At 75.5% G+C, this 24001-nt stretch carries 29 protein-coding genes; 15 read left to right on the top strand and 14 right to left on the bottom strand.

Features of this window, described 5'->3' with window-relative positions; genetic code table 11:
* Positions 1-16: 16 nt before the first annotated feature.
* Genes IEY71_RS02270 through IEY71_RS02260 form a run of 3 tightly spaced genes read right to left on the bottom strand, consistent with a single transcriptional unit; the run spans position 17 to position 2429 of the window.
* A complete protein-coding gene (locus IEY71_RS02270) occupies positions 17-880 on the bottom strand; it encodes a 5-oxoprolinase subunit C family protein (RefSeq protein WP_189083683.1) in 864 nt (287 codons plus the stop codon).
* Positions 877-1551 (bottom strand): 5-oxoprolinase subunit B family protein, encoded by a 675-nt coding sequence (locus IEY71_RS02265; RefSeq protein ID WP_189083682.1) that lies wholly within the window; start codon positions 1549-1551, stop codon positions 877-879. The genes IEY71_RS02270 and IEY71_RS02265 overlap by 4 nt, the downstream gene beginning before the upstream one ends.
* The gene (locus IEY71_RS02260) at positions 1548-2429 is read right to left on the bottom strand and encodes a LamB/YcsF family protein (protein WP_444541820.1); all 882 of its coding nucleotides are present in this window, start codon (positions 2427-2429) and stop codon (positions 1548-1550) included. Before IEY71_RS02260 ends, IEY71_RS02265 begins: the two co-directional genes overlap by 4 nt.
* On the opposite strand from IEY71_RS02260, the gene IEY71_RS02255 reads away from it, so the two are divergent.
* The 3 genes from IEY71_RS02255 (at position 2416) to IEY71_RS02245 (ending at position 4848) form a co-directional block, all read left to right on the top strand.
* Complete coding sequence (locus tag IEY71_RS02255; protein WP_189083681.1) at positions 2416-3579, top strand: PQQ-dependent sugar dehydrogenase; 1164 nt, start codon at positions 2416-2418, stop codon at positions 3577-3579. The genes IEY71_RS02260 and IEY71_RS02255 overlap by 14 nt on opposite strands.
* A 70-nt stretch (positions 3580-3649) precedes the next feature.
* The gene (locus IEY71_RS02250) at positions 3650-4147 is read left to right on the top strand and encodes a SprT-like domain-containing protein (protein ID WP_189083680.1); all 498 of its coding nucleotides are present in this window, start codon (positions 3650-3652) and stop codon (positions 4145-4147) included.
* A gap of 89 nt (positions 4148-4236) precedes the next feature.
* The gene (locus tag IEY71_RS02245; protein WP_189083679.1) at positions 4237-4848 is read left to right on the top strand and encodes a CGNR zinc finger domain-containing protein; all 612 of its coding nucleotides are present in this window, start codon (positions 4237-4239) and stop codon (positions 4846-4848) included.
* A 6-nt stretch (positions 4849-4854) separates the two neighbouring features.
* Here the strand turns inward: IEY71_RS02245 and IEY71_RS02240 are convergent, their stop codons facing one another.
* Positions 4855-5631: a 2-phosphosulfolactate phosphatase gene (locus IEY71_RS02240; protein ID WP_189083678.1), complete on the bottom strand. Its 777-nt coding sequence runs from the start codon at positions 5629-5631 to the stop codon at positions 4855-4857.
* A gap of 53 nt (positions 5632-5684) precedes the next feature.
* A complete protein-coding gene (locus tag IEY71_RS02235) occupies positions 5685-6959 on the bottom strand; it encodes an ATP-binding protein (RefSeq protein ID WP_189083677.1) in 1275 nt (424 codons plus the stop codon).
* A gap of 59 nt (positions 6960-7018) precedes the next feature.
* Between IEY71_RS02235 and IEY71_RS02230 the strand changes: the two genes are divergently transcribed.
* The 4 genes from IEY71_RS02230 (at position 7019) to IEY71_RS02215 (ending at position 10975) form a co-directional block, all read left to right on the top strand.
* The gene (locus IEY71_RS02230) at positions 7019-7528 is read left to right on the top strand and encodes a hypothetical protein (protein WP_189083676.1); all 510 of its coding nucleotides are present in this window, start codon (positions 7019-7021) and stop codon (positions 7526-7528) included.
* Between the two features lie 225 nt (positions 7529-7753).
* A complete protein-coding gene (locus tag IEY71_RS02225) occupies positions 7754-9391 on the top strand; it encodes a DEAD/DEAH box helicase (protein ID WP_189083675.1) in 1638 nt (545 codons plus the stop codon).
* Positions 9392-9477: 86 nt separating this feature from the next.
* The gene (locus tag IEY71_RS02220) at positions 9478-9981 is read left to right on the top strand and encodes a GNAT family N-acetyltransferase (RefSeq protein ID WP_189083674.1); all 504 of its coding nucleotides are present in this window, start codon (positions 9478-9480) and stop codon (positions 9979-9981) included.
* Positions 9982-10024: 43 nt separating this feature from the next.
* Positions 10025-10975: a nucleoside hydrolase gene (locus IEY71_RS02215; protein WP_189083673.1), complete on the top strand. Its 951-nt coding sequence runs from the start codon at positions 10025-10027 to the stop codon at positions 10973-10975.
* 171 nt (positions 10976-11146) lie between these two features.
* On the opposite strand, the gene IEY71_RS02210 is transcribed toward IEY71_RS02215, so the two are convergent.
* From IEY71_RS02210 to IEY71_RS02200, 3 genes are all read right to left on the bottom strand, one after another.
* Positions 11147-12049, bottom strand: a complete 903-nt coding sequence (locus IEY71_RS02210) for a TerC family protein (RefSeq protein ID WP_189083672.1) — start codon at positions 12047-12049, stop codon at positions 11147-11149.
* A 67-nt stretch (positions 12050-12116) separates the two neighbouring features.
* Positions 12117-12872 carry a dienelactone hydrolase family protein gene (locus IEY71_RS02205; protein ID WP_189083671.1) on the bottom strand — a complete coding sequence of 252 codons (756 nt, stop codon included), beginning with the start codon at positions 12870-12872 and terminating at the stop codon, positions 12117-12119.
* A gap of 153 nt (positions 12873-13025) precedes the next feature.
* The gene (locus IEY71_RS02200) at positions 13026-13607 is read right to left on the bottom strand and encodes an NUDIX hydrolase family protein (RefSeq protein WP_189083670.1); all 582 of its coding nucleotides are present in this window, start codon (positions 13605-13607) and stop codon (positions 13026-13028) included.
* A 44-nt stretch (positions 13608-13651) separates the two neighbouring features.
* Here IEY71_RS02200 and IEY71_RS02195 point away from each other — a divergent pair, with 44 nt between their 5' ends.
* Entirely contained in the window at positions 13652-14296 is a 645-nt protein-coding gene (locus IEY71_RS02195; RefSeq protein ID WP_189083669.1) for an alpha/beta hydrolase, read from the top strand.
* Here IEY71_RS02195 and IEY71_RS02190 read toward each other — a convergent pair.
* Positions 14293-15009, bottom strand: a complete 717-nt coding sequence (locus tag IEY71_RS02190) for a FadR/GntR family transcriptional regulator (RefSeq protein ID WP_189083668.1) — start codon at positions 15007-15009, stop codon at positions 14293-14295. The genes IEY71_RS02195 and IEY71_RS02190 overlap by 4 nt on opposite strands.
* 150 nt (positions 15010-15159) lie before the next feature.
* Between IEY71_RS02190 and IEY71_RS02185 the strand changes: the two genes are divergently transcribed.
* From IEY71_RS02185 to IEY71_RS02165, 5 genes are read left to right on the top strand one after another with little or no spacing between them, the layout of a single operon-like run.
* The gene (locus IEY71_RS02185; RefSeq protein WP_189083667.1) at positions 15160-16080 is read left to right on the top strand and encodes an aldo/keto reductase; all 921 of its coding nucleotides are present in this window, start codon (positions 15160-15162) and stop codon (positions 16078-16080) included.
* Positions 16081-16122: 42 nt separating this feature from the next.
* Complete coding sequence (locus IEY71_RS02180; RefSeq protein ID WP_189083666.1) at positions 16123-17097, top strand: ABC transporter substrate-binding protein; 975 nt, start codon at positions 16123-16125, stop codon at positions 17095-17097.
* A complete protein-coding gene (locus tag IEY71_RS02175; RefSeq protein WP_189083665.1) occupies positions 17094-17909 on the top strand; it encodes an ABC transporter permease in 816 nt (271 codons plus the stop codon). Before IEY71_RS02180 ends, IEY71_RS02175 begins: the two co-directional genes overlap by 4 nt.
* Positions 17909-18706: an ABC transporter permease gene (locus IEY71_RS02170; protein ID WP_189083664.1), complete on the top strand. Its 798-nt coding sequence runs from the start codon at positions 17909-17911 to the stop codon at positions 18704-18706. Before IEY71_RS02175 ends, IEY71_RS02170 begins: the two co-directional genes overlap by 1 nt.
* Positions 18703-19497, top strand: coding sequence for an ABC transporter ATP-binding protein (locus IEY71_RS02165; RefSeq protein ID WP_189083663.1), 795 nt, complete (start codon positions 18703-18705; stop codon positions 19495-19497). Before IEY71_RS02170 ends, IEY71_RS02165 begins: the two co-directional genes overlap by 4 nt.
* A 19-nt stretch (positions 19498-19516) precedes the next feature.
* Here the strand turns inward: IEY71_RS02165 and IEY71_RS02160 are convergent, their stop codons facing one another.
* Positions 19517-19891: a DUF5997 family protein gene (locus IEY71_RS02160; RefSeq protein ID WP_189085035.1), complete on the bottom strand. Its 375-nt coding sequence runs from the start codon at positions 19889-19891 to the stop codon at positions 19517-19519.
* Between the two features lie 72 nt (positions 19892-19963).
* Here IEY71_RS02160 and IEY71_RS02155 point away from each other — a divergent pair, with 72 nt between their 5' ends.
* A complete protein-coding gene (locus tag IEY71_RS02155; RefSeq protein WP_189083662.1) occupies positions 19964-20707 on the top strand; it encodes a LysR family transcriptional regulator substrate-binding protein in 744 nt (247 codons plus the stop codon).
* A gap of 52 nt (positions 20708-20759) precedes the next feature.
* Positions 20760-21500 (top strand): glutamine amidotransferase, encoded by a 741-nt coding sequence (locus IEY71_RS02150; protein WP_189083661.1) that lies wholly within the window; start codon positions 20760-20762, stop codon positions 21498-21500.
* A gap of 21 nt (positions 21501-21521) precedes the next feature.
* On the opposite strand, the gene IEY71_RS02145 is transcribed toward IEY71_RS02150, so the two are convergent.
* From IEY71_RS02145 to IEY71_RS02130, 4 genes are all read right to left on the bottom strand, one after another.
* Positions 21522-22304, bottom strand: coding sequence for a YidC/Oxa1 family membrane protein insertase (locus IEY71_RS02145; protein WP_189083660.1), 783 nt, complete (start codon positions 22302-22304; stop codon positions 21522-21524).
* 100 nt (positions 22305-22404) lie between these two features.
* Positions 22405-22698: a DUF6412 domain-containing protein gene (locus tag IEY71_RS02140; RefSeq protein ID WP_189083659.1), complete on the bottom strand. Its 294-nt coding sequence runs from the start codon at positions 22696-22698 to the stop codon at positions 22405-22407.
* 54 nt (positions 22699-22752) lie between these two features.
* Positions 22753-23319: a GNAT family N-acetyltransferase gene (locus tag IEY71_RS02135; RefSeq protein WP_308426113.1), complete on the bottom strand. Its 567-nt coding sequence runs from the start codon at positions 23317-23319 to the stop codon at positions 22753-22755.
* Complete coding sequence (locus IEY71_RS02130) at positions 23316-23939, bottom strand: TetR/AcrR family transcriptional regulator (RefSeq protein ID WP_189083658.1); 624 nt, start codon at positions 23937-23939, stop codon at positions 23316-23318. Before IEY71_RS02130 ends, IEY71_RS02135 begins: the two co-directional genes overlap by 4 nt.
* Between the last annotated feature and the right edge of the window lie 62 nt (positions 23940-24001).

The raw sequence follows: 24001 nt of genomic DNA, 5'->3' as shown, positions 1-24001 counted from the left end.
GCGAGGTCCCGGCGAGTCAGCGGGCGTGGCGGAAGCGCACGGGCTGGCCGGGGCGGAGCTGGGCGACGCGGTCGAGCGAGGCGGGCGCGACGATCGCGATCACCGGGTAGCCGCCCGTGACCGGGCGGTCGGGCCCGAGGATCGTCGGCTGCCCCGAGGTGGAGACCTGCATCGAGCCCGGCACCGTCGCCTCGCTCGCGAGCTCGCCGGCCACGAGCCGATCGAGCGCCGGCCCCTCGAGCCGGGTGCCGACCCGGTCGGCCGCCGCCGAGGTGCGCCACTCCGCGTCGAAGAGGAGCGCCCGGGCCGCGTCGGTGAACCAGTCGGCGCGCGGGCCCGGCACGAGTTCGAGCACGACGGGCCCGTCCACCGGGGCGAACGCCGCCTCGCGGTCGAGGAGCGCGACCGGCGCCTCGGGCTCCGGGCCGATCGGCAGGCGGTCGCCCGCCGCGACCGGGACGGGACCGAGCCCGGCGAGCGTGTCCCGGGAGCGCGAGCCGAGCACCTCGGGCGCCGCGATGCCGCCGCGCACCCCGACGAGATAGCGGAGGCCGTGCTCGGCGGGCCGCAGCTCCAGCTCGGCGCCGGCCGGCACCCGCACGGCGACGGCCGGCGGCGCCTCGACGCCGTCGACGAGGATGGGGCCGCGCGCGCCCGTGACGGCGATCCAGGCATCCGCCTCCGCGACCGCGCGGAAGCCGCCGAGCAGCACCTCGAGGCCGGCCGCCCCCTCCGCGTTGCCGACGAGCCGGTTCGCGAGCGCGAGCGCGCCGCGGTCGGCGGCGCCCGAGCGCCCGACGCCGAGGCGGGCGAGGCCCGGCCGGCCGAGGTCCTCGACGAGGCAGGATGCGCCGGGCGCGACGATGCGGAGCGCCGTCACGAGTCCGCCCCGATCCGCGAGCCGGACTCGCGGAACCGCACCCGCGCCCCGGGCACGAGCCGGGCCGGCGGCTCGGCCAGCTCGTCCCAGAGCACCGCCTCCGTGCGGCCGATGAGCCGCCAGCCGCCCGGGCTCTCCCGCGGGTAGGCCCCGGTGTAGCCGTCGGCGAGCGCGAGCGATCCGGCGGGCACGCGCGTGCGCGGGGCGTCGAGCCGGGGCACGCGATAGGGCCAGTCGTCGCTCACGAGGTAGGCGAAGCCGGGGGCGAAGCCGATGAACGCGACCCGCCACTCGGCGGCGAGGTGGCGGGCGACGAGCTCGGCCGTCCCGATGCCGAGCAGCCGCGCGGTGTCGTCGAGGTCCTCGCCGTCGTAGCTGACGTCGAGGACGACCGGCGCGGCGCGTTCGGGGAGAACCGTGGCGGAGGACGGGGCCACTGCGCCGTCGGCCGGGCTCCGCTGCGCCGCGCGCCGCACCCAGCTCGCCGCCGTCTCGAGCGGCAGCACCCGGTGATCGACGCTGACGAGCACGGTGCGCGCGGCCGGCACGAGTTCGACGAGCCCCGCGGGCGGCTCGGCGGCGAGCGCCTCGTGCAGCGCGAGCACCTCGGCCTGCGAGCCGCACTCGACGAGGATCGCGTCGGGTCCGCTCGGCAGCAGTCGCACGGTCATGCGAACGCCCGCACCAGGACGCCGGCCGCCTCGAGCGCCGCCCGCACGCGCCGGGCGAGCTCGGGCGCGCCGGGGGTGTCGCCGTGCAGGCAGATCGAGTCGGGGGCGAGTTCGAGCGCACCGCCGTCCGCGAGCGGCACCGCCCCGGTCGTGGCGAGGGCGACGGCGCGGGCGGCGACCTCCTCGGGGTCCGTGACGAGCGCGCCCTCGGCCCCGCGCGGCAGCAGCAGGCCGTCGGCGCCGTAGCCGCGGTCGGCGAACGCCTCGCGGGCGAAGCGGAGGCCGGCCGCCTGCGCCGCCCGCTCGATCGCCCCGCCGGGAGCACCGAGCACGGGCAGCGCGGGATCGTAGGCGGCGAGGGCCTCGGCGAACGCGGCGGCGGCGCGCTCGTCGGCGCCGAGCCGGTGGTACAGCGCACCGTGCGCCTTGACGTAGCGGACGCGGACGCCCTGCGCCCGGGCGAGGCCGTCGAGGGCGCCGAGCTGGTAGAGCAGTTCGGCGGCGAGTTCCTCGGGCGCGACGTCGAGCGCGCGCCGGCCGAAGCCCCCGAGGTCGCGGTAGCCGGGGTGCGCGCCGAGGGCGACGCCGTGCCGGGCGGCGAGCCCGACGCTCCGGCGCATCGTGGCGGGGTCGCCGGCGTGGAAGCCGCACGCGACGTTCGCGCTCGTCACGAGGCCGAACATCGTCTCGTCGTCGCCGAGCCGCCACGCCCCGAACGACTCGCCGAGGTCGCAGTTCAGATCGATCGCCGCCGCCATGACCCCATTCTGCCGCGCCGCGTGCGGCGTCGCGCGGCGGGCGTTGCCGCGCGGGTGCGCGGCGCGCAGACTGGAGCCGACGACGTCGACGAGGAACGGGGGCAGGATGCCGAACCGCACCCGCCGCATGAGCGGCCCCGTCGCGGTCGCGGCCCTCGCGCTCCTCGCGTTCACCGCCTGCGGGCCGGGCGACGCCGCGCCGACGAGCCCGCCGCCGAGCGCCCCGGGGACGCCCGCCGCGACCAGCCCGGCCCCCTCCCCGCCGCCCGCGCCGCCCCCGGTGCTCCGACCGGACGGCTCGGTCCGCGAGCTCGCGACGGGCCTCGACGCGCCGTGGTCGGTCGTCGCCCTGCCGAACGGCGCGGTGCTCGTGAGCGAGCGCGACCTCGCCCGCATCGTCGAGGTGCTGCCCGGCGGCGGCACCCGCGTGGTCGCCGAGGTGCCGGGCGTCGCCCCGGGCGGCGAGGGCGGCCTGCTGGGCCTCGCCCAGCTGCCGGGCGACGGCGCGCGCGAGGCATCCCTCTACGCGATGTTCACCGGGCCCGAGGACAACCGGATCGTGCGGATGCCGGTGACCGGCGACCCCGGCGCGATCGCGCTCGGCGCGGCCGAGCCGGTGCTCACCGGCATCCCGAAGGCGGGCAACCACAACGGCGGCCGGCTCGCCTTCGGCCCCGACGGCTTCCTCTACGCGACGACGGGCGACGCCGGGCTGCGCGACGCGGCGCGCGACCGCGGCTCGCTCGCCGGCAAGATCCTGCGGATGACGCCGGACGGCGCGCCCGCGCCCGGCAACCCCTTCGGCACGCAGGTCTGGAGCCTCGGCCACCGCAATCCGCAGGGCATCGCCTGGGATGCCTCGGGCCGGCTGTGGGCGGCGGAGTTCGGCCAGAACACCTGGGACGAGCTCAACCTCATCCAGCCGGGCGGCGACTACGGCTGGCCCGTCGTGGAGGGCGTCGCGGGCGACCCGGCCTTCGTCGACCCGGTGCTGCAGTGGCCGACGTCGGAGGCCAGTCCGAGCGGGCTGACGGCGGCCGGGGACGCACTGTTCCTCGCGGCACTCCGCGGCGAACGGCTGTGGGCGGTCTCCCCGGCGAGCGCGGCCGCGCCGACGGCGGAGGCCTGGTTCGCGGGCGAGCACGGGCGGCTGCGCGACGTCGTCGCGGCGCCGGGCGGCGGGCTCTGGGTGCTGACGAACAACACCGACGGCCGCGGCGACCCCCGCGCGGGCGACGACCGGCTGCTGCTCGTCGGCCTCACGGGCTGAGCGGACGCCGAAGCCGAGCGCCGACGCCGACGCGGGCCGGGTGCCGGTGGGCGGCGCTATTCTCTGTCCCATGGCGGAACTCGAACGGGTCAGGCGGTGGGCCGAGGCGCTCATCGCCCTGCACCTCGATCCCGCCCAGTGGAGCTTCGGCTTCGACAATGCGAAGAAGCGCGCAGGCCTCTGCAATTACACGGCGAAGCACATCTCGGTGTCGCGCTACCTCGCCGCCCGCTACGACGACGACGAGATCCACCAGATCCTGCTGCACGAGGTCGCGCACGCGCTCGCCGGCCCGCGCGCCGGACACGGCCCGAAGTGGGCCAAGACCGCGGCCGAGCTCGGCTACGTCGGCCGCCGCACCCACGACGGCGAGATCGCCGACGAGCTCGCGCCCTGGGTCGGCCGCTGCCCGGCGGGGCACGTGCACTACCGGTACCGCCGGCCCGAGCGGCCGCTCAGCTGCGGGCTCTGCCGGCGCGGCTTCGACCGGGCGAACCTCATCGAGTGGCACCGCCGCGACATCACCCCGGCGATGCGCCGCCGCGCCGCGAGCGCCGCGGCCGGCTGACTGCGCCGCGCCGAACGCGGCCCGCACGTCGGGCAGAATGGACAGCGCGCCCGAGCGGCGCCCCGCACCTCCCCACCCGAAAGCGCAGCATGCCCGTCTCCACCGTGCAGATCCCCGTCGGCCAGTGGGTCGTCTCCGGCGACGGGCTCCGCTGGTGGTTCGACTCCGGCTCGCTCGCCCTCGACTTCGCGTGCACGGGCCCGATCGGCGCCTCGCTCGCCGAGGAGCTGCTGCACTCCCCCGACGACCTCGCCGGCTGGCTGCGCGAGCGCTTCCCGATGGCGATCGGCGATGCCCGCACCCGCGACCTCTTCGACGCCACGGCGCTCCGCGACGCGATCACCCGGCTCACTCTCGCCGCGGCGCACGGCGGCGAGCGCCGCAGCGACGACGTCGACATCGTGAACCTCTACGCGGCGACCCCCGACATCCCGCCGTCGCTCGCGGGCGGCTCGCGTCAGGCGGGCCGTTCGGTGCAGCTCGTCGCTCAGGCGCTGTCGACGATCGCCCGCGACGCGGTCGACCTCCTCGGGGCGGCGAACGCCGAGCGCATCCGCGTCTGCGCCGGCGACGACTGCGACATCGTCTTCCTCGACACCTCGCGGGCGGGCAGCCGCCGGTGGTGCTCGATGCAGCGCTGCGGCAACCGGGCGAAGGTGCGCGCCCACCGCGCGCGCAAGCGGCCCGTCGCGGCGGGCTGAGCGGGCTCAGCCGACGCGGAACACCTCGCCGCGGAGCTCGGGCACGAGCTCGGTGACGTCGGTCTGCGCCGCCGCGGCGACGCCCGCGCCGACGCCCCGGCCGAGGAGCTCGACCCCGCTGCCGCTCGCGCTCTGCAGGTGGCCGACCGCACGGCGCAGGCCCTCGAAGGCGGCGCAGGCGACGGCGGCCTCCGGCGACGTGTGGTCGATGCCGAGCGCGACGAGGGCGTCGACGACCGCGCCGCCGGCGAGCTGGTCCTCGACGGCGAAGCGCACGCCGTCGCCGCCGCGCTCGCCCGCGGCGAGGATCGCGACGCTGAGACGTCGGCCGCGCTCCTCCTGCAGGGCGAGGATGCGCCGGGCGACCGCCGTGCGGTTGCGCAGCGACGCGGCGAGCACGACGGGGGCGTCGGCGCCGCCCGCCTGGGCTCGCACGGCGAAGCCGCGCGCCAGGGTCGCCCCGTTCGGCGAGGCGAGCACGACGGTCGCACCGGGACGGGCGGGCAGCTCCTGCCCGCTCGCGAGGCCGGCGAGGAAGGCGGCGGGGGCGCTCAGGCCGGTGCCGTCGCCGAGGCCCGCGGCGAACGCCTCGGCGCCGGGCTCGCCCTTCGGCCAGGGCGCCACGGCGAGGCCGTGCTCGGCGGCCGCGACGACCGCCGTCGTGAAGGAGAGCGCGTCGACGAGCACGACGACGTCGGCGGGGGCGAGGCGTTCGAGGCCCTCGGCGCCCCACTCGAACCGGACCTGGTACTTGGACTGGGCGAAGGGGGCGTCAGGCTGCACCGGGCCAGGCTAGTGGACGCGGGAGGGATGGCCCGCCCGTGCGTCCTCGTGCGTCAGCGCCGCCCGGCGCCGGCGTCCCAGGAGGCGAGCGCCTCGGCGTCCGCGGCCCGCGCCGCGGCACGCCGGGCGGCATCGAGAGCGGCGACCGGATCGGGCTCCTGCCGGGCGATGACGAGCTGGCGCTCCGCCTCGGCGAGCCGGGTGCGCGCCCCCGCGCCGACGAGGCCGCGCCCGCGTTCGACGAGGGCGCGGGCGACGCCCAGCTGGCTCTCGGCGATCGCGAGCGCGCCGCCGAGCGCCGAACGGGCGCCGTCGAGCCGCGCCTGCGCGGTGCGCGCCTCGGCCCGCGCCGCTTCGAGGCGGTCGAGGGCGGCGTCGAGCCGGTCGCGCTCGGCGAAGGGATCGGGCAGCTCGGTGGCGGCGGATGCGGCGGCCGCGCCGCCGATCAGCTCGGCGACGCCCGCGATGGCCTCGCCGAGCGCGCGCGCGTCCTCGGGCTCGCTCAGCGCGTCGCGCTGGCGCCGGGCGTCGACGAGCTCGGCGTCGAGGCGGCGCATCCCCTGCTCCGCGGCGCGCTCCGCGTCGGCGAGCTCGAGCTCGAGCCGGTCGATCGCGTCGAGGTCGGCGGCGGCCCGGTCGAGGTCCGCGGCGATCCGCGCGGCGCGCTCGGCGTCGCCCGCACCGGCCGCGGGCCCGGTGGCGGCGAGGGCGGCGCCGGCCGCGGCGAGCGAGAGGTCGACGCGATCGAGGGCGGCGCGCCCGCCGACGAGGGCGGTGGGCCGGAAACGGGTGCCGAGCCGGTCTAGGGCGGCCGCGGCATCCGCTCGGCGTCGTCCGAGCCTCGCGGCCGTCTCCGGCAGCTCGGCGAGCGTCGCGCCCGCGCCCCGTTCGGCGGCCCGGCGGGCGCCGAGCGCCTGCTCGGCCTGGTCGAGCGCGCCGAGCGCCGAGGTGCACAGCCCGGCGATGCGTTCGCTCCAGCTGCGTCGTTCGGCAGCCGTGTCGGGCTCCGCGTCGTCGAGCCGCTGCTGCAGCAGGAAGGCCTCGCGCAGCCAGCGCTCGGCCCGTTCACTCGCCTCGCGCACCGGGCGGGCGGCTTCGGCGCCGAACTGCGCCTCGGCGAACGCGATCTCGCGGCGCGCCTCGCGCACCCGCTCGTCGGTCTCGACGATGAGCTGCTTCGCCCGCACCTCCGCGGCGCGGCCCCCCTCGAGGTCGGCGAGCTCGCGGCGGCGGCCGAGCCGGCGCACTCCGACGATCGCGGCGACGAACGCGACCGCGGCGCCGCCGAAGACGAGGAGGGAGGGCAGCCACCAGAGTCCATCGGCCATGGCCGGAGTCTACGGCGCGCGCCTCGACGGCGGCCGAGCGGCCGCGTAGCCTCTCGGGCATGCGCGTGCTGCTGAAGCTCACCCTCGACTGCGACCCGGACGCCGCCTGGCGGGCCCTGCGGAGCCCCGCGGTGCTGCGGGAGGTCGTGGCGCCCTGGCTCGACTTCCGCTCCCTCGAGCCGGGCGGGCTGCCGACCACGTGGTCGGAGGGGCCGCACCGGGTGCAGCCGCTCGCGCTGCGGCGCTGGCCGGCGGGCGAGGAGGTGGTCGATCTGCGCTTCCTCGAGGGCGAGCGCGACGGCCTGCCGCCCGAGGTGCGGATGCTGCGGGACGGCGGCGGCGCCACCTCCGGCCCGTTCGCGGCGTTCCGCAGCTGGGACCACCGGATGGCCGTCTCCCCCGCGCCCGGCGGGCGCACCCGGTACCGCGACCAGCTGCGGGTGAGCTCGGGATCGACGCTCGGCGACGCCCTCGCCTGGTACCCGGTCTGGGCGTTCTGGCAGTGGCGCGGCGCGCGCCTGCGGGCCCTCGCGCCGAGCTGGGCGCACGAGCCCGAATCGGCCGAATGAGCGGCATCGGCTAGACTGTGGGTGTGGCGCGCCTTGCGCGCCCCGCGTCGTAGAACGCTTCCGGGCCGGCTCAGGCCGCCCCGATGACTCATTCGTACGGCGAACGGATGCGCCGACCGGCGCCTTCGCCACTCACCCACCGACGGGTCGAACCGCCACGGCGTGCCGCACGAATCGCGACGCCCGTGCGCGCTCCCGCCCGTGGGCCATGCCCGAAAGGCACGCATGACCACCCCCGATTTCCGCACGCTCGGCGTGCCCGCGCCGCTCGTCGATATCCTCGCCGCCGACGGCAAGACCACTCCTACCCCGATCCAGGCCGACTCCCTGCCGGACACCCTCGCCGGGCGCGACGTGCTCGGCCGCGGCCGCACCGGCTCGGGCAAGACGATCGCCTTCGCGCTGCCGATGGTCGCGCGCCTCGGCACCGTGCTCGCCGGCGGCTCGCGTCGTGCCGGCCGCCCGCTCGGCCTCGTGCTCGCGCCGACGCGCGAGCTCGTCACGCAGATCGCCCGCACGATCGAGCCCCTCGCCGAGGCCTACGGCCTGAAGGTGACGACGATCTTCGGCGGCATCAACCAGAAGCGCCAGGTCGAGGCGCTGCGCGCCGGCGTCGACATCGTCGTGGCCGCGCCCGGCCGCCTCGAAGACCTCATGCAGCAGGGCTTCGTGCACCTCGACGCCGTCGAGATCACCGTGCTCGACGAAGCCGACCACATGGCCGACCTCGGCTTCCTGCCGGTCGTCACCCGCATCCTCGACAAGACGCCGCGCGGCGGGCAGCGCCTGCTCTTCTCGGCGACCCTCGACAACGGGGTCGACAAGCTCGTGAAGCGCTACCTGCAGAACGAGGTGCTGCACTCCGTCGACGAGGCGAACTCGCCGGTCGCCGCGATGACCCACCACGTCTACCTCACCGAGGATCAGGACACGAAGTTCGAGCTCGTGAAGTCCCTCGCGAGCGGCACCGGCCGCCGCATGCTCTTCATGCGCACGAAGCACCAGGCCAAGAAGCTCGCGAAGAAGCTGACCGAGTCCGGCATCCCCGCCGTCGACCTCCACGGCAACCTCTCGCAGCCGCAGCGCGACCGCAACCTCGCCGCCTTCGGCGACGGCTCGGTGCGCGTGATGGTCGCGACGGATGTCGCGGCGCGCGGCGTGCACGTCGACGAGGTCGAGCTCGTGGTGCACGTCGACCCGCCCGTCGAGCACAAGGCGTACCTGCACCGCTCGGGCCGCACCGCGCGCGCCGGCAACGAGGGCGACGTCGTCACGATCGCCCTGCCGAGCCAGCTGCAGGACCTGAAGCAGCTGCTCCGCAAGGCGGCGATCACCGTCACCCCGAAGCCGGCCACGCCGGCCTCCCCCGAGGTCGTCGCGCTCGTCGGCGACGTCGCGCCCTACGTGAAGCCGGCCCCGCGCCAGGCGAAGCCGCAGGGCGGCGGCGGCGGCACTTCGCAGGGCGCGAACGCGCAGCGCAAGCGCGCCCGACGCACCGGCGGTGCGGAGGGCGGCGAGCCCCGCGAGGGCGGCCGTGGCCGCGGCGGGCGCGGCGGCGCGCCCCGCGGCGACGCCGAGCGCACCGAGCGCAGCGGCGAGGGCGGCGGTTCGCGCCGTCGTCGCGGCGGCAGCGGTCGCGGTCAGGGCGGGGCGGATGCCGCGTCGCGCTCGGCCTCGTCGCAGGGCTCCGGGCGCGGCGGCGAGCGCGGCTCGTCGAGCACCTCGGGCGGCCGGGCCGCCGGTTCGGGCCGCGGCCAGGGCGGCACGGCGAAGAGCGCGCGCGGCCCCCAGCCGCTGCGCGTCGGCAGCCTCGTGGGCGGCTCTTCGCGGGGCGCCCGCACGAACCGCCGCGCGCAGGGCTGACCCGCCTTCCCCGATGATCGGGCGGCGACGGTGCTCCGTCGCCGCCCGATTTCGTCGTGCGGCCGTGCTGGCCTACTCTCAGGTGCATGAGCACCGAGGTTGTTGCACAGGTCGTCGTCCGCCCCATCCGCGATTCGGATGTCGAGGCCCTCGGTCGCGTGCACGCGACCTGCTGGCACGAGACCTACGACCACCTGATCTCGAAGGCGGCGCTCGAGAACCTCTCGCCCCGCCGCATGGCCGAGCTGTGGAGCCACATGGCCTCCCGCGGCGAGGAGTACCGCCAGTTCGCGGCACTCGTCGACGGTGAGATCGTCGGCTTCGTCGGCTCCGGTCCGGCCCGCGACGAGGACGCCCCGCGCGAGCGCGAGCTGAACTTCATCTACGTGCTCGACGCGTACCACGGCACGGGCATCGGCAAGAAGCTCTTCGACGCGGCCGTCGGCGACGAGCCCGTCTACCTCTGGGTCGCCGCCGACAACCCGCGCGCGCACCGCTTCTACGAGCGCAACGGCTTCGTGCTCGACGGCGCGACGCAGCGCCAGCCGTTCCTCGGCGAGGAGATCGACGAGGTCCGCTTCGTGCGCTGACCGCGCGCGTCACGGACGCCCCGGCGGGCTTAGGCTTCTCGGCATGCCGATTCCCGTGATCCTCGACGTCGACACCGGTGTCGACGACGCCCTCGCCCTCCTCTTCGCCGTCGCGCACCCCGAGATCGACGTGCTCGCCGTCTCCTGCGTCGCGGGCAACGCCTCGCTCGAGCAGGTCGTCGACAACACGCTGCGGATCCTCGACGTCGCCGGGGCCGGTGAGGTCCCGGTCGCCGCGGGCGCCGTGCGGCCGCTGCTCGAGCCCGCCCGCTCCGCCTCCCACGTGCACGGCGCCGACGGCCTCGGCGGGCTCGTGCTGCCCGAGACTTCCCGCCGCGCGGTCGAGCTGAGCGCCGTCGAGCTGCTGCGCCGCACCATCCTCGAGCACCCGACGCCGGTGACGCTCGTCGCACTCGCGCCGCAGACGAACCTCGCGCTGCTGCTGCGCACCCACCCGGAGGTCGCCGCGAACCTCGAGCGGATCGTCTTCATGGGCGGCTCGGCGAGCGTCGGCAATGCGACCGCGGTCGCGGAGTTCAACGTCTGGCACGACCCGGAGGCCGCCGCGATCGTGCTCGACTCGGGCGTGCCGTGCTACATGTACGGCCTCGACGTCTTCAACCGGGTCTCGGTCGCGCAGGACCGCGCCGCCGAGCTCGAGGCGGGCGAGCACCCCGTCGGCCGCGTCATCGGCGCCCTGCTCGGCCACCGCATCGCCCTCAGCGAGGACGAGCACGCCCAGTACACGGGCCTCATCGGCGACGCCGGCGCCGTCTGCGCGCTCGTCGACCCCGCGGCGCTCCGCACCGAGCAGCGCCCGGTCCGGGTCGAGCTGGCGGGCTACAGCCGCGGGCAGACGCTCGTCGACCTCCGCGAGTTCCCCGGCGAGGACGTCGTGCACGGCCTCGCCGGCGAGTGGGCGACCGCCGAGGTCGCGCTCGGCGTGGACGCGGAGCGGGTCGCCGCGCTCTTCCTCGACACCGTGCTCGGCTGAGCCGCCCCGCCGACCCGCCGACCCGCCGGCGCCACGACGTCGCACGAACGGCTCCGACGGACCGGCGGCTCCCATCGTTCGCGCGACTTCGCATCGTGGAGTCGCGCGAACGGCTGCTTCGGCGCCCGGGGATACCCCGTTCGCGCGACGTCGCGGACCGACCGAGCCGGCTCAGCCGAGTCCGCGGGGCTCCTGGTGCCCGTCGCCGGCGGCGAGCTCGCCCTCGACGGGCTTGCCGGAGAGGCCGACCGCCCCGCTGCCCGGCGCCGTGGACGTCGCGGCGTGCACCGCGATCTCCTCGTTCTCGACCGGGAACGCGGTGTGCAGGCGCACCGGGTCGCGTTGCTGGGCGAGGCGCTTGGCGCGCCGGCCCGCGGCGATGAGGTTCAGCGCCTCGACGAAGATCGCGAACGCCATCGGGCCGTAGATGAGCGCCTTGTCGATCTTCACGCCGAAGCCGTCGGCGATGAGGAACACGCCGATGAGCAGCAGGAACGCGAGCGCGAGCATCTTCACCGTCGGGTGCGCGTTCACGAAGGCGAAGATGAACCGGGCGGCGAAGAGCATGATGCCGAACGACAGCACGACGACCGTGATGATGACGACGAGGTTCTCGGTCATGCCGACCGCGGTGATCACCGAGTCGAGCGAGAACACCAGGTCGAGCACGAGGATCTGCGCGATCACCGAGCCGAAGCTCGCCCGGGCTGCCGAGCCCGCGGTGTGCTCCTCGGCGCCCTCGAGCTTCTGGTGGATCTCGTGCACGGCCTTGTACACGAGGAAGAGCCCGCCGGCGATGAGGATGAGGTCGCGGCCGGAGAAGCCGATGCCGGCGATCTCGAAGAGGTCGGTCTTCAGCGTGATGATCCAGCCCGCGAAGAGCACCAGCAGCACGCGCATGAGCATCGCGAGCGTGAGGCCGAGGTTGCGGGCCTTCGCCTGCTGATCCACCGGCAGTTTCGAGGCGAGGATCGAGATGAAGATGACGTTGTCGACGCCGAGGACCACCTCGAGCACGAAGAGCGTCAGGAAGACGGCGATCAGGTCGGGCGTGAACTCGAGCGAGAACTCCATGTGCACATGAATACCACGGCGGGCTGCGCGGAATCCGCGCAGCCCGCCGCTCGGGTTCCGGCCCGGTTCAGTCGGCCAGAGGTCCGAGGTGGCGGGCGAAGAAGCGGGCGGCGTCCTCGCCCGCGAACGCGGGCACCCCGGTGTGGCCGCCGAGGTTGGCCTGCAGGGTCTTCTCCGCGGAGCCGAAGGCGTCGAAGAGCTCGAGCGCCATCCCGCGGTCGTTGCCCTCGTCGTCCCACTGCAGGAGCACGTGCAGCGGGATGGTGACCTCCCGCGCCTCCGCCAGGGTCGCGCGGGGCACGTAGCTGCCGGCGAACAGCCCGGCCGCCCGGATGCGCGGCTCGATCGCGGCGAGGCGCACCCCGATCGCGATGACGCCGCCGGAGAAGCCGACCCGCTCGGCGAGCTCGGGGAGCCCGAGCAGCTCGTCGAGCGCGGCCCGCCACTCGGGGACGGCGCGATCGACGAGCGGCAGGATGAGCCGGTCGACGGTGTCCTCCGTCGGCGGGACGCCGGCGGCGATCGCCCGGCCGAGCTCGGCCCTGGCCTCCGCCGCGCCGGGCAGCGGGGCCCGCTCGCCCGCCCCGGGCAGCTCGAGGGTGGCCGAGGCGAAGCCCTGCGCGGCCGCGGCGCGGGCGCGTGCGGCGAGGCGCGGATGCATCCTGGCCATCCCGATCCCGCCCGGCTGGCCCATGAGGATCAGCGGGGCCGGGGCGGATGGCGAGGCGGAGGGCGGCGTCCAGAGGATGCCGGGGACGTCGCCGAGGGCGAAGGTCCGTTCAGTGAGGCCGTCGTCGTGACGGTGCGTGGAGGTGACGTGCATGGTCGTGCCTTTCGGAGTGCGGCGGATTCGCGGCGCTCCCGGACGACTTATCGCCCGACCGTGACTCCGCTGGGGAGCACCGACGTGGATTCGTTCACGGGTACCACCTCCTCGGCTCGCTGCACGGACGGTTCAGGCTAGCAGCTGCGCCCCTCAGCGCAGAGCGCCGACGGAGGCGAGCGCCTGGCGCACGAGGACCCCGCGACCGCCCTCGAGCTCGTCGCCGACGGCGCGGCTCGCCGCCTCCTCGGGCGGCATCCAGCTCACTTCGAGCGCGTCCTGGCGCGGCTCGCAGGTGCCGGTGACGGGCACGACGTAGACGAGCGAGACGGCGTGCTGCCGCTCGTCGGTGAAGGGCGTGATGCCCGGCATCGGGAAGTACTCGGCGACCGTCGCGGGCACCGGGCTCGCCGGCAGCAGCGGGAACGCCATCGGCCCGAGATCCTTCTCGAGGTGGCGGAACAGCGCGTCGCGCAGCGTCTCGCCGTACATCACCCGCCCGGAGACGAGCGTGCGGGTCATCTCGCCGACCGTGTTCGCCCGCAGCAGCAGGCCGACCTCGGTGACCTGGCCGAGTCCGTCGACGCGCACCGGCAGCGCCTCGACGTAGAGCAGCGGCAGTCGGCCGCGGACTTCGGCGAGCTCGAGGTCGCTCAGCCAGCCGGGGTTCGTGGGCTGCGGGACGTCGGGCTCGTCGCCCGGGGTCCAGTCGGGGTCCGGGGTGCGCACGCTCATGCGTCGATTCTGCCCCACCCGGCCGCCCGGCGTACGCTCGGACGATGCGGATCGATGACGAGGCGGTGCTCTGGTCGGCCTCCGGCGACGACCGGGCGGGCCGCCCACTGCTCGTGCTGCTGCACGGCTACAACTCGAACGAGGGCGACCTGTTCGGGCTCGCCCCGTACCTGCCGCTCGACCCCGTGATCGCGTCGCTCCGCGCCCCGCTCGACGCCGGCTACGGCTACGCGTGGTTCGAGATCTTCGACGCGGCCGGGCGGCTCGACGACGACGATCCGGCGAAGCTCGCCGCCGCCGAGGAGGCGGTCGACGCCGTGATCGGCTGGCTCGACCGGAACGCGGGCGACGCGCCGTCCATCGGCCTCATCGGCTTCTCGCAGGGCGGGGCGATGAGCCTCGAACTTCTGCGCCGCGCCCCGGAGCGCTTCGCCTTCGCCGCCATCCTGGCCGGATTCGCGATGCCGGGCGTGCGCGACGGCGACGCCCGCCTCGCCGAGCTGGCGCGCCCGGTGTTCTGGGGGCGCGGCACGGAGGATGCGGTCATCCCCGCCTCGGCCGTCGCCCGCACGGCCGCCTGGCTGCCCGGGCACAGCGAGCTCGACTCGCGGATCTACGAGGGCCTCGCGCACTCGGTCTCCGAGCGGGAGCTCGCCGACCTCACGGCCTTCGTCGGCGCCCGGTACTAGCCGGCGCCGTCCTCGAGCTCCTCGCCGGTCGCGAGCAGCCGGTGCCGGCGGGCCTGCTCGCGCGCGCCGGCGACGTCTCCGGCGATGATGGCCTCGACGAGCTGCTGGTGGATCTCGAGGCCGACCGTGTTGGGCCCCTCGCCGAGCTCCCGGTCCTCGAGGCGGTTCGCCACGTGCTGCAGCATGCCCGTGTAGAGGGTCGAGAGGGTGCGATTCGGGGTGATCGCCCCGATCGCGAGGTGCAGTTCCCAGTTCCGCCGCTGCTGCTCGACGGCGGCGGCACCGGTCCACGCCTGCTCGAGCCGCGCCAGCCGCTCGCGGAGCAGGCGGGCGTCGGCCGGGCTGCAGTGCAGGGCGGCCTCCTGGGCGATCTCGGGCTCGAGGGCGTCCACGACCTGCAGCATCTCGCTGAACGAGCTGGCGTCGCCGTGGATGACGAAGCTGCTCCCCCTGGCGAGCCGGAACACCTCGCTCGGCTCCCGAACGAACACCCCGCCGTAGCGGCCGGTGCGCGTCTCGACCCGGCCGAGCTCCTCGAGGGCGCGGATCGCCTCCGTCAGCGTCGCGACGGCGACCCCGTACTCCTCGGCGAGCGACTGCTTCGTGCCGAGCCTCGTGCCGACGGCGAGCCCCTGATCGAGGATCCGCTGCACGATGAGGTCGGCCAGCTGGCTCGAGCGCCGCAACTGCGGCTGGAGCCCCTCCTGATCCATCCGAACCCCACTCCCCCCTGGTGTTTTCGGAACCCGACGGCATCGGGTTGACGCCGTCTGGACTTGACACTACCTTATCGATCTATTCAATATAGCGATTAGATCGTCCTCGATGGCCGAGGAGCGACGCAGATCCGGAAGGAGGCGCCGATGGAGCGCCGAACGATCGGCACCACCGAGCTCGAGCTCCCCGTCCTCACGGTCGGCTCCTGGCAGACCTACGCCCGCATCCCCCGCGAGACCGGAGCGGCGATGGTCGAATGGGCGCTCCGCTCGGGGCCCGCCTCCTTCGACGTCGCCGCGTACGGCGACGGCTCCAGCGAGGTGCTCCTCGGCGAGCATCTCAGGGCGGCCGGGGCGCGCCGCGAGGAGTTCTCGCTCATCGAGAAGGTCGAGAGCGTCAACGGCACCCTCCGCGGGCAGCTCGAACGCAGCGCGGAACGGCTCGGCTTCGACCGCTTCGACGCCGTCGTCGCCTTCGACCCGCAACCCGGCACGGTGCTCGCCGCCCTGACCGACGAGTTCGAGCAGCTGCTCGCCGACGGCGTCATCCGCTCCTGGGGCCTCTGCAACTGGCACCTCGACGACGCGCTCGCCGCCTGGCGGCACGCGCGCGCCGCCGGCGGCACGGGCCCGCAGCTCATCGAGCTGAAGTACGGCATCGCCCGCCGCGCCGTCGTCGAGAGCCCGGAGTTCGCCAGGTTCCACGAGGAGAGCGGCATCACCCTCTGCGCGGCCGATGCGCTCGAGGGCGGGGTGCTCCTCGGCCGGCGCAGTGCGGACCGCACGATCGCGAGGGATCCGGGAGGCATCCGCGGGCGCATCGTCGACGAGGTCGCGCCGGGCCTCGCCCGCGAGGCGGAGCGGCTCGAGGTCGCCCCCGCGACGCTCGCCCTCGCCTTCACCCTGCTCGACCCGCGGACCACGTGCACCGTGTTCGGCGCGTCGAGCCTCGCCCAGCTGCAGCAGAACTCGGCGGCCGCCGCACTCGCGGCGAGCTCGCCGGCGGACGTCCAGGCCGCCGCCGACCGTCTCAGCATCCCGGGGCACACCTGGGACGAGTACCACTGACCCCGCCCGAGGCATCCGCCCCGCATCGTCGAAGGAGACCACATGCACGCCCACCGCCACCGCCCCGCCGCCGTCCTCACGGCCGCCCTCGCCGCCTCGGCCCTCCTCGCAGCCCTCGCCGGCTGCGCGGCCCCCGCCGCCGAGCCGCTCGTCCCCGACCCCGACGCCCCGGTCGCGATCACGGTGCTCGTCGCCCCCGTCTACTTCGAGGCGAACTACGTCGCCGAGGCGCAGGGCTTCTACGCCGAGCACGGCCTCGACGTCACCATCCAGCGCGGAACCACCGCCGACGCCGCGCTCGCGGCGCTGGCGAACGGCTCCGCGCAGCTCGCCGGCTCCAGCGGCGTCGCCACGATCACCGCCGCCAGCCGCGGGATCGACGCCCGGATCGTCGGCGGCATCTCCGGGATGGACGAGGACGCGAACAGCGGCATCTACGTCGGCGCGGGCTCCGGCTTCGACTCCCCGGCCGACCTCACCGGCGCGACCATCGCGATCAACGGCCTCCGCAACACCACGGAGCTGCTGCTGCGGATCGCGATCGACGAGGACGGCGGCGACTCGTCGAAGACCCAGTTCGTGGAGATCCCCTACTCGGCGATGAACCAGTCGCTCGCGAGCGGCCAGGTCGACGCGATCTACCAGGTCAGCCCGTTCTCCTCGAGCGTCGACGGCGTCCGGCTCGAGAACCCGTACTCCGCCGACTTCGCCGGCGCCCCCGCCGTCGCCTGGGTCGCCACGAGCGCGTACGCGGAGCAGAACCCCGCCGTGATCGACGCCTACACCGCGGCCATGGCCGAGGCCTACGCCTATGCGAACGAGCACCCGGACGCCGTCCGCGCGGTGCTCGACGAGGTCACCGAGCTCTCGGCCGAGGACCTCGAGGCCACCGAGCTCATCGAGTTCGGCATGACGATCGAGCCGGAGGTCGTGGGCCGGCTCGCGGACGCGATGCTCGACTACGGCTTCATCGACCGCGGCGTCGAGCTCGCCGAGCTCCTGCGCGAGGGATCATGACCGCGACCGCTCTCGCCACCGGCCGGCCGGTCGCGACGGCCGGCGCGCGCACCCGGCGACTCGTCTGGGGGTGGCGGCTCGCGCTCGTGCTGCTGCTCGCCGGGCTCTGGGAGCTCTCCCGGGCGCCGTGGAGCCCCGCCGCCGAGCTGCTCCCGCCGCTCGCCGACATCGGCGTCGCCCTCGCCGGGCTACCGCTCCGCGCGGAGACGTGGGCGGCGGTCGGTGCGACCCTCGGCGCCGCGCTCACGGGCCTCGCGATCGCCGGAGTGCTCGGGGTCGCGCTCGGCACGCTGCTCGGGCTGCTGCCGGCCGTCGCGCGGGCGACCCGACTCCTCGTCGAGCTCGCCCGCGCCATGCCGGTGTTCGGGCTGCTGCCCGTGTGCATCCTCCTGCTCGGCACCGGGTTCCCGCTGACCGTCGTCATCGTCGTCACCGCCTGCGTCTGGCCGTTCCTCGTGCAGACCAGGCTCGGCGTCGCCGGGCTGCACCCGCAACTGCGGGACGTCGTCCGCGCGTACCGGGTGCCGCGCCCCCTCGTCGTGCGCCGAGTGCTGCTGCCGCAGGCCCTGCCCATGATCGGCACGGGCCTTCGCATCGCGCTCGCGATGGCCGTCGTCGTCACGATCGGCACGGAGACCATCATCCAGTCGACCGGTCTCGGCGAGCGCATCGCGATCGCCGAGCGGTCGGGCGCGATGGCCCTGATGTTCGCGTACGTGCTGCTCGCCGCGCTCCTCGGCCTCGCCTGCAATGTGCTCGCGGTCGCTGCAGAACGGTCACTCACCCGCTGGCGCCCGGCGGAGGTCGGCTGATGCGCCGGGCCCATCCCGTCCGCCGCGTCCTCGGCGAGCTCTGGCTCGTCGCGCTCCTCGTCGCCGTGCTCCTCGTGGCGACCGCGCTGGCGCCGTCGCTGTACTTCCCGCCGCTCGGCGAGGTGCTCGCCGCGATCGCGCGCGGATTCGTCGACGGCCCGCTGCTCGGTCACCTCGCCTACTCCCTCGGCAACCTGCTCGCGGGGCTCGCGATCGGCGCCGTGGCCGGCGTCTCGATCGGCCTCCTGCTCGGCATGTCCGAGCTCGCCCACCGGGTCGTCGATCCGGCGCTGCAGCTGCTCCGCGCGACGCCGAAGGTCGCGCTCATCCCCCTGCTCGTGGCGCTGCTCGGCCTCGGCGCCGAGCCGAAGATCGCCATCGTGGCGCTCGCCGCCGTCTGGCCGATCCTGCTCAACACGGTCGACGGCGTGCGCGGGCTCGAGGCGAACGCCGTCGACGTGGCCCGCGCCTTCCAGATCCCGCTCGGGCTCCGGATCCGCCGGGTCATCCTGCCCGCCGCGCTGCCGCAGATCCTGGCCGGGGTGGCGATCGCGCTCTCGCTCGGCGTGACCGTGCTCGTCGTGTCGGAGATGTACGCGGCGACGCAGGGCATCGGCTTCTCCGTGTTGCAGTCCGGGCGGAGCTTCGACATCGTCGGCACCTGGGCGGGCACGATCGTGCTCGGCGTCGTCGGCTACCTGCTCAACCTCGCGATGCTCGCCGTCGAGCGCCGCGCCCTGCACTGGCACCACGGCCCGCTCGACGGGTCGACCGAAGAGAGAGGAGCGCGCGGATGACCACCACCGCGGCACCGCCCACCCTGCACGTCGACGGGCTCACGATGGCCTACGGCGCCTCGGCACCCGTCTTCGCGGACGTCGAGCTGACCGTCGCCGGCGGCGAGATCGTCTGCATCGTCGGCCCCTCGGGGGTCGGCAAGACGACGCTGCTGCGCTGCCTGTCGGGGCTGCTCCAGCCGCGCGCGGGCGAGGTCCGGCTCGACGAGGCACGCGTGAGCGGGCCGCCGCGCGAGATCGGACTCGTCTTCCAGGACTACAGCCGCTCGCTCATGCCCTGGATGACGGCGCTGGACAACGTCGCGTTCCCGCTCCAGGGTCGGGGCGTCGGACGGAGCGAGCGCGACGCCCTGGCCGATGCGGCGCTCGCGCAGGTCGGCCTCGGCCACGCCGCGTCCCGCTACCCCTGGCAGCTCTCTGGCGGGATGCAGCAGCGGGTGGCGATCGCCCGGGCCCTCGCCTACGGCGCACCCATCCTGATCATGGACGAGCCGTTCGCCTCCGTCGACGCGCAGACCCGCCTGGAGCTCGAGGACCTCGTGCTGGAGCTGCGCCGGACCCTCGGCCTCAGCGTCGTGATCGTCACGCACGACGTGGACGAGGCGGTGTACCTGAGCGACCGCATCGTCGTGCTGGCGCAGTCCCCGGCCCGGGTCGTGGAGGTGCTCGACGTGGAGCTCGGCGCCGCCCGCGACCAGTTGGCGACGCGCGCCACCGCGGAGTTCTCCCGCGTGCGCACGGCGGTGCTCACGCACATCCGCGAAGGGACGCGGCCGGCGGGCGGGAGCTAGCCGGCGGAGCGCCGCGTCGTCAGTCCTGCTCGGCGGCGCGCGCGGCGCGCTCGCGGTCGCGGTCGGCGATGCGGGCCTTCTCGGCGCGCACGGCGGCCTGCGTGGCCCGCTCCTGCACGAGCCAGGCGGGCGGTGCGGCGAGCAGCGCCTTGATCTCGGCGGTCGTCAGCGGGTCGGTCACGCCGCCGCGGGCGAGGCCGGAGTTCGAGACCCCGAGCTTGGCGGCGACGACGCCGCGCGGGTGCGGGCCCTCGGCGCGGAGGGTGCGCAGCCACTCCGGCGGGTCGGCCTGCAGCGCGGCCAGCTCGTCGCGGGAGACGACGCCCTCCTGGAACTCGGCGGGCGCCGCCGACAGCAGGATGCCGAGCTTCTTCGCCGCGGTCTCGGGCTTCATGGTCTGCGCCTTGGCGCGGCTCGGCTGGTTCTCGCTCACCCTGCAACCGTAGCCGACGGTAGCCTGAGACGGATGACGCTGCGACTCGACTACGTCGCCGGGGTGAGCCCGGCGAAGTGGCTGCGCGCGTGGGCCGAGCGGCACCCGGAGCTCCCGCTCGAGGCCGTGCGGGTCGACGAGCCCGCGCAGCTCGACCGGCTGCTCGCCGGCGAGGTCGACCTCGCCTTCGTGCGGCTGCCCGTCGACGACGCCGGCCTGCACGTCATCCCGCTCTGGGAGGAGCAGCCCGTCGTCGTGCTCGAGAAGGGGCATCCCTTCGCCGACGCCGAGGCGCTCTCGCTCGCCGAGCTCGAGGGCGAGCCGCTCGCCCCCGTGCAGCCCGACCCGGCCATGACCATCGAGCTCGTCGCCGCGGGCACCGGCTACGCCGTCGTGCCGCACGCGATCGCCCGGTTGCACCATCGGCGCGACGTCGTCGCGCTGCCGCTCGAGGGCGCGCCGACCACCCGCATCGCGCTCGTCTGGCGCGTCGAGCGCGACGACGAGACGGTGCAGGAGTTCGTCGGCGTCGTGCGCGGCCGCACCGCGCGCAGCTCGCGCGGCGCGGAGGGCGAGGCGACGGCGGAGCGCGGCGGCTCCGAGCGGCACCGCGAGCGCGGGCGCGGCGACGGCGGCGGCACCGCCGGGAAGCCCGGCGCGGGGCGCGGCGGCGGCCAGGGTCGCGGGACGCCCGGGCGCGGCGGGTCCGGGCGCGGCGGCGGTTCCGGGCGCGGGGCCTCGGGGCGCGGCCGCCCGAACCGCGGGCGCAAGCGCTGAGCCCTCGTCACCGAGTGGCGCCCACCCGGCCTCCCGGGAGACGATGGACGACATGACCCGCCCCTTCCTCTTCCTCTCGGCGCGGCCCGAGGCCGAGGCGGTCGGCCCCGAGTACGAGGCCGTGCGACGGGCCATGGGTCTCGACGCCGCACGACTCGAGCACCTCCGCCTCGACGTGGAGCCCCTGTCGCAGCTCGTGCTCGGCGACTTCGCGGGCATCGTCGTCGGCGGCAGCCCGTTCAACGTGACCACCCCCGAGGAGCGCAAGGGCGCGATGCAGCGCCGCGTCGAGGACGATCTCGCCCGGCTCGCCGAGTGGGCGCTCGCGGGCGACCGGCACGTCATGTTCACCTGCTACGGCATCGGCGTGCTCACCCGGCTGCTCGGCGGCACGGTCGGCACCCGCTTCGGCGAGGACGCCGCCGCCGTCGAGCTCGCGCTCACCGAGGCCGGCCGCGCCGACCGGCTCGCGGGCGTGCTCTCCGAGCGCTTCGACGCGCTCGTCGGCCATAAGGAGGCGACGGAGCAGCTGCCCGGCGAGGCGGTGCTCCTCGCCGGCTCGGCCGGATGCCCCGTGCAGCTGTACCGCGTCGGCGAGCACGTCTACGCGACGCAGTTCCACCCCGAGGTGTCCACGGCCGACTTCGTCGCGCGGGCGCGGGTGTACCGGCACCACGGCTATTTCCCGGCGAGCGAGCTGCGCGAGGTCGAGCTGCGGCTCGGCGCGGCATCCGTCACCGAGCCGCAGCGCCTGCTGCGCCGCTTCGTCGAGCTCGCCGCCGACCCCGCCTGAGCCTCCCCAGTCGGAAAGGGGTCAGCCGAGCGGGTAGCGGCGGCGCAGCACGAGCCGCTGCACGAGCGTCCAGGCGACCGTCGTCAGCAGGTACAGCCCCGCCGCGAGCGGCACGAACATCGCGATGCCCGCGGTGAGGAAATGCAGCGGCAGGAGCGCCTTCGACAGGTCCGGCATCGCCGGAGCGCCGGGCGCGGCGGGCACCGGCGCGGCGCTCGTGGCCGGCCGGGGCACCGCGAGCGGCCCGCCGGGGCGCGCCGCCCGCAGCGTCAGGAAGCCGACCGCGGCGATCGCGACGACGAGCCCGGCGAAGACGAGCAGCTCGAGCGGCTGCGGCACGCCGGCCGCGATCGTGCCGACGAGGCTGTGCCCGAGCGGGACGCCGAGGAGCGTCTGGTCGAGCAGCAGGTTCGGGTGCCCGTTCACCACCGGCAGGATGAACAGCGCGTAGATGATGCCGACGACGGGCGCCTGCACGAGCATCGGCAGGCAGCCCGCGAACGGGCTCGTGCCCTCCTCGGCGTAGAGCGCGCGGAACTCGCGCTGCAGCCGCTCCGGGTTGTTCGCGTGCTTCCGCTGCAGCTCCTGCAGCTTCGGGGCGATCCTGGCGCGGGTCTGCTCGCCCTTCGCGAGCGCGACGCCGACGGGGATGAGCGCGGCGCGCACGAGGAGGGTGACGAGCACGACGGAGGCCGCGGCGGCGGCTCCGCCGAGGAGGGGCTCGAGGAATCCGGCGAGCCCCATGAGCAGGGTGTAGGCGCCGTCGATGACGGCGGCGATGGGCGGAAAGGCGTAGAGGTCCACTGAGGCGTCCTAGCGGTCGGCGCGACGATCGTCGCGCGCGGAACGGGGTTCCGTCTGGCCGCGGGGCCGCAGCTCGCGCCGGGGCGCGGTGGCGTGCGGGTCAGGCGGCCGAGGCCGCCAGTCCCGGCGCCCTGGGACGCGCCCGCCCGGGGGCGTCGGGGTCGGACTGCGAGAGGAGTCGCCAGGGGTCGGCGGTCTGCCGGAGCCTGGTGGCCGCGCCCGCCGGATCGGCCGCGACGAGCGCGGGCAGCGCGCGGACCGAGAGCACGACGACGGCGACCGCCGCGGCGCCGACGACGCCGAGGAGCAGCACGCTCAGCTGGCCGTTCGCGGCCGCGCCGAGCTCGAACGCGGCCGCGAGGAAGCGCAGCAGGTTCGTCAGCAGCTCGATCATGGGGTCCTCCCGCGCCCGTGCGGGCGCTGCCTCGACGGTACCAGGCCAGTGGCGTCAGTCGTCGAGGAGCCGCTGGAAGAGCACGTGGTCCTGCCACTCCCCCGCGATGCGGAGGTACCGCGGGGCGAGCCCGATGCGCGTGAAGCCGTTGCGTTGGAGCACCGTCTGCGAGGCGGCGTTGTGCACGAGGGTGCCGGCCTGCACCCGGTGCAGGCCGGCGCGGCGGGCGAAGTGCAGCGCGCCGCCGACGGCGGCGGTCGCGAGTCCGCGCCCCTGCCGCTCGGCGTCGATCCAGTAGCCGAGGTGCGCGTTCAGGAACACGCCGCGCACGACGTCGCTGAGGTTCACCCGGCCGACGATGCGCTCGCCGCCCGGGTCGTCGCCGTCGTCGCCGCGCTCGACGAGCACGAGCGGGATCGCAGTGCCCTCGGCGAGGCGGCGCACGCTCGCGACCGCTTCGCGTTCCTGCACGGAGGCGCTGAAGAACTCGGGCGTGCGCTCCGGCTCCCACGGGGCGAGGTGCGCCCGGTTGCGCGCGTAGGCCGCGGCGAGCGCGGCCCCGTCTCCGGCGGCGATCGCCCGCAGCTCGATGCCGCCGTCGAGTTCGATGGGGGTGATCACCGGGCGACCCCCGCGGGCACCGGCAGCACGGCCCCGAGGAGCGCCGCTCCGAGGCTCAGGATGGTCTCGAGCGCCTCGCCGCTCGTGAGCCGACCGGTGATCACCGGCCCGGCGAGCCCGTCCTCCGCGGCGAGCAGCAGGCGGGCGACGCGCCCGGGCGGGAGCTCGGTGCGGAAGTCGCCGGCGTCGAGGCCGTCGCGCACGATCTCCTCGAAGAGCTCGAGCTGGGCCCGCTCGAACTCGGTCGCCGGGGCCTCGAAGCCCTGGTCGCGCACGCACTGGGCGCCGAGCTCGATGAGGAGCACGGTCGCGTCGAACGACGGTTCGCCCGCGATCGGGATGCCGAGCCGCAGGCACTCGGCGAGTCGGGCCGGCGCGCCCTCGGCGAGCGCGACGCGTTCGCGGCGCCGGGCGATGTACTCGAGCGCCGCGGTCTCGTAGGTCTCGGCGTAGAGCGCGGGGAGTTCCGGGTAGTAGTAGGACACCGAGGCGGGCGTGAGCTTCGCGGCGTCGGCGATGTCGGTGAGCCGGGCGGCCGCGGCGCCCCGCTCGATGAGCAGCCGGGAGGTCACGGCGACGAGTTCGCTCCGTCGCTGCGCCTGGTTCCGTGGTCGCGCCATGCCGCAATTCTTCCACGTTCTTTTGACGAACGCTTGACAGCCCGTATATTCATTCTTCAAAC

This window comes from Agromyces mediolanus (assembly GCF_014648575.1).
GTDB lineage: Bacteria > Actinomycetota > Actinomycetes > Actinomycetales > Microbacteriaceae > Agromyces > Agromyces mediolanus.
Note: the sequence above shows the minus strand (reverse complement) of the source record. Positions and strands in the feature narration are given on the sequence as shown.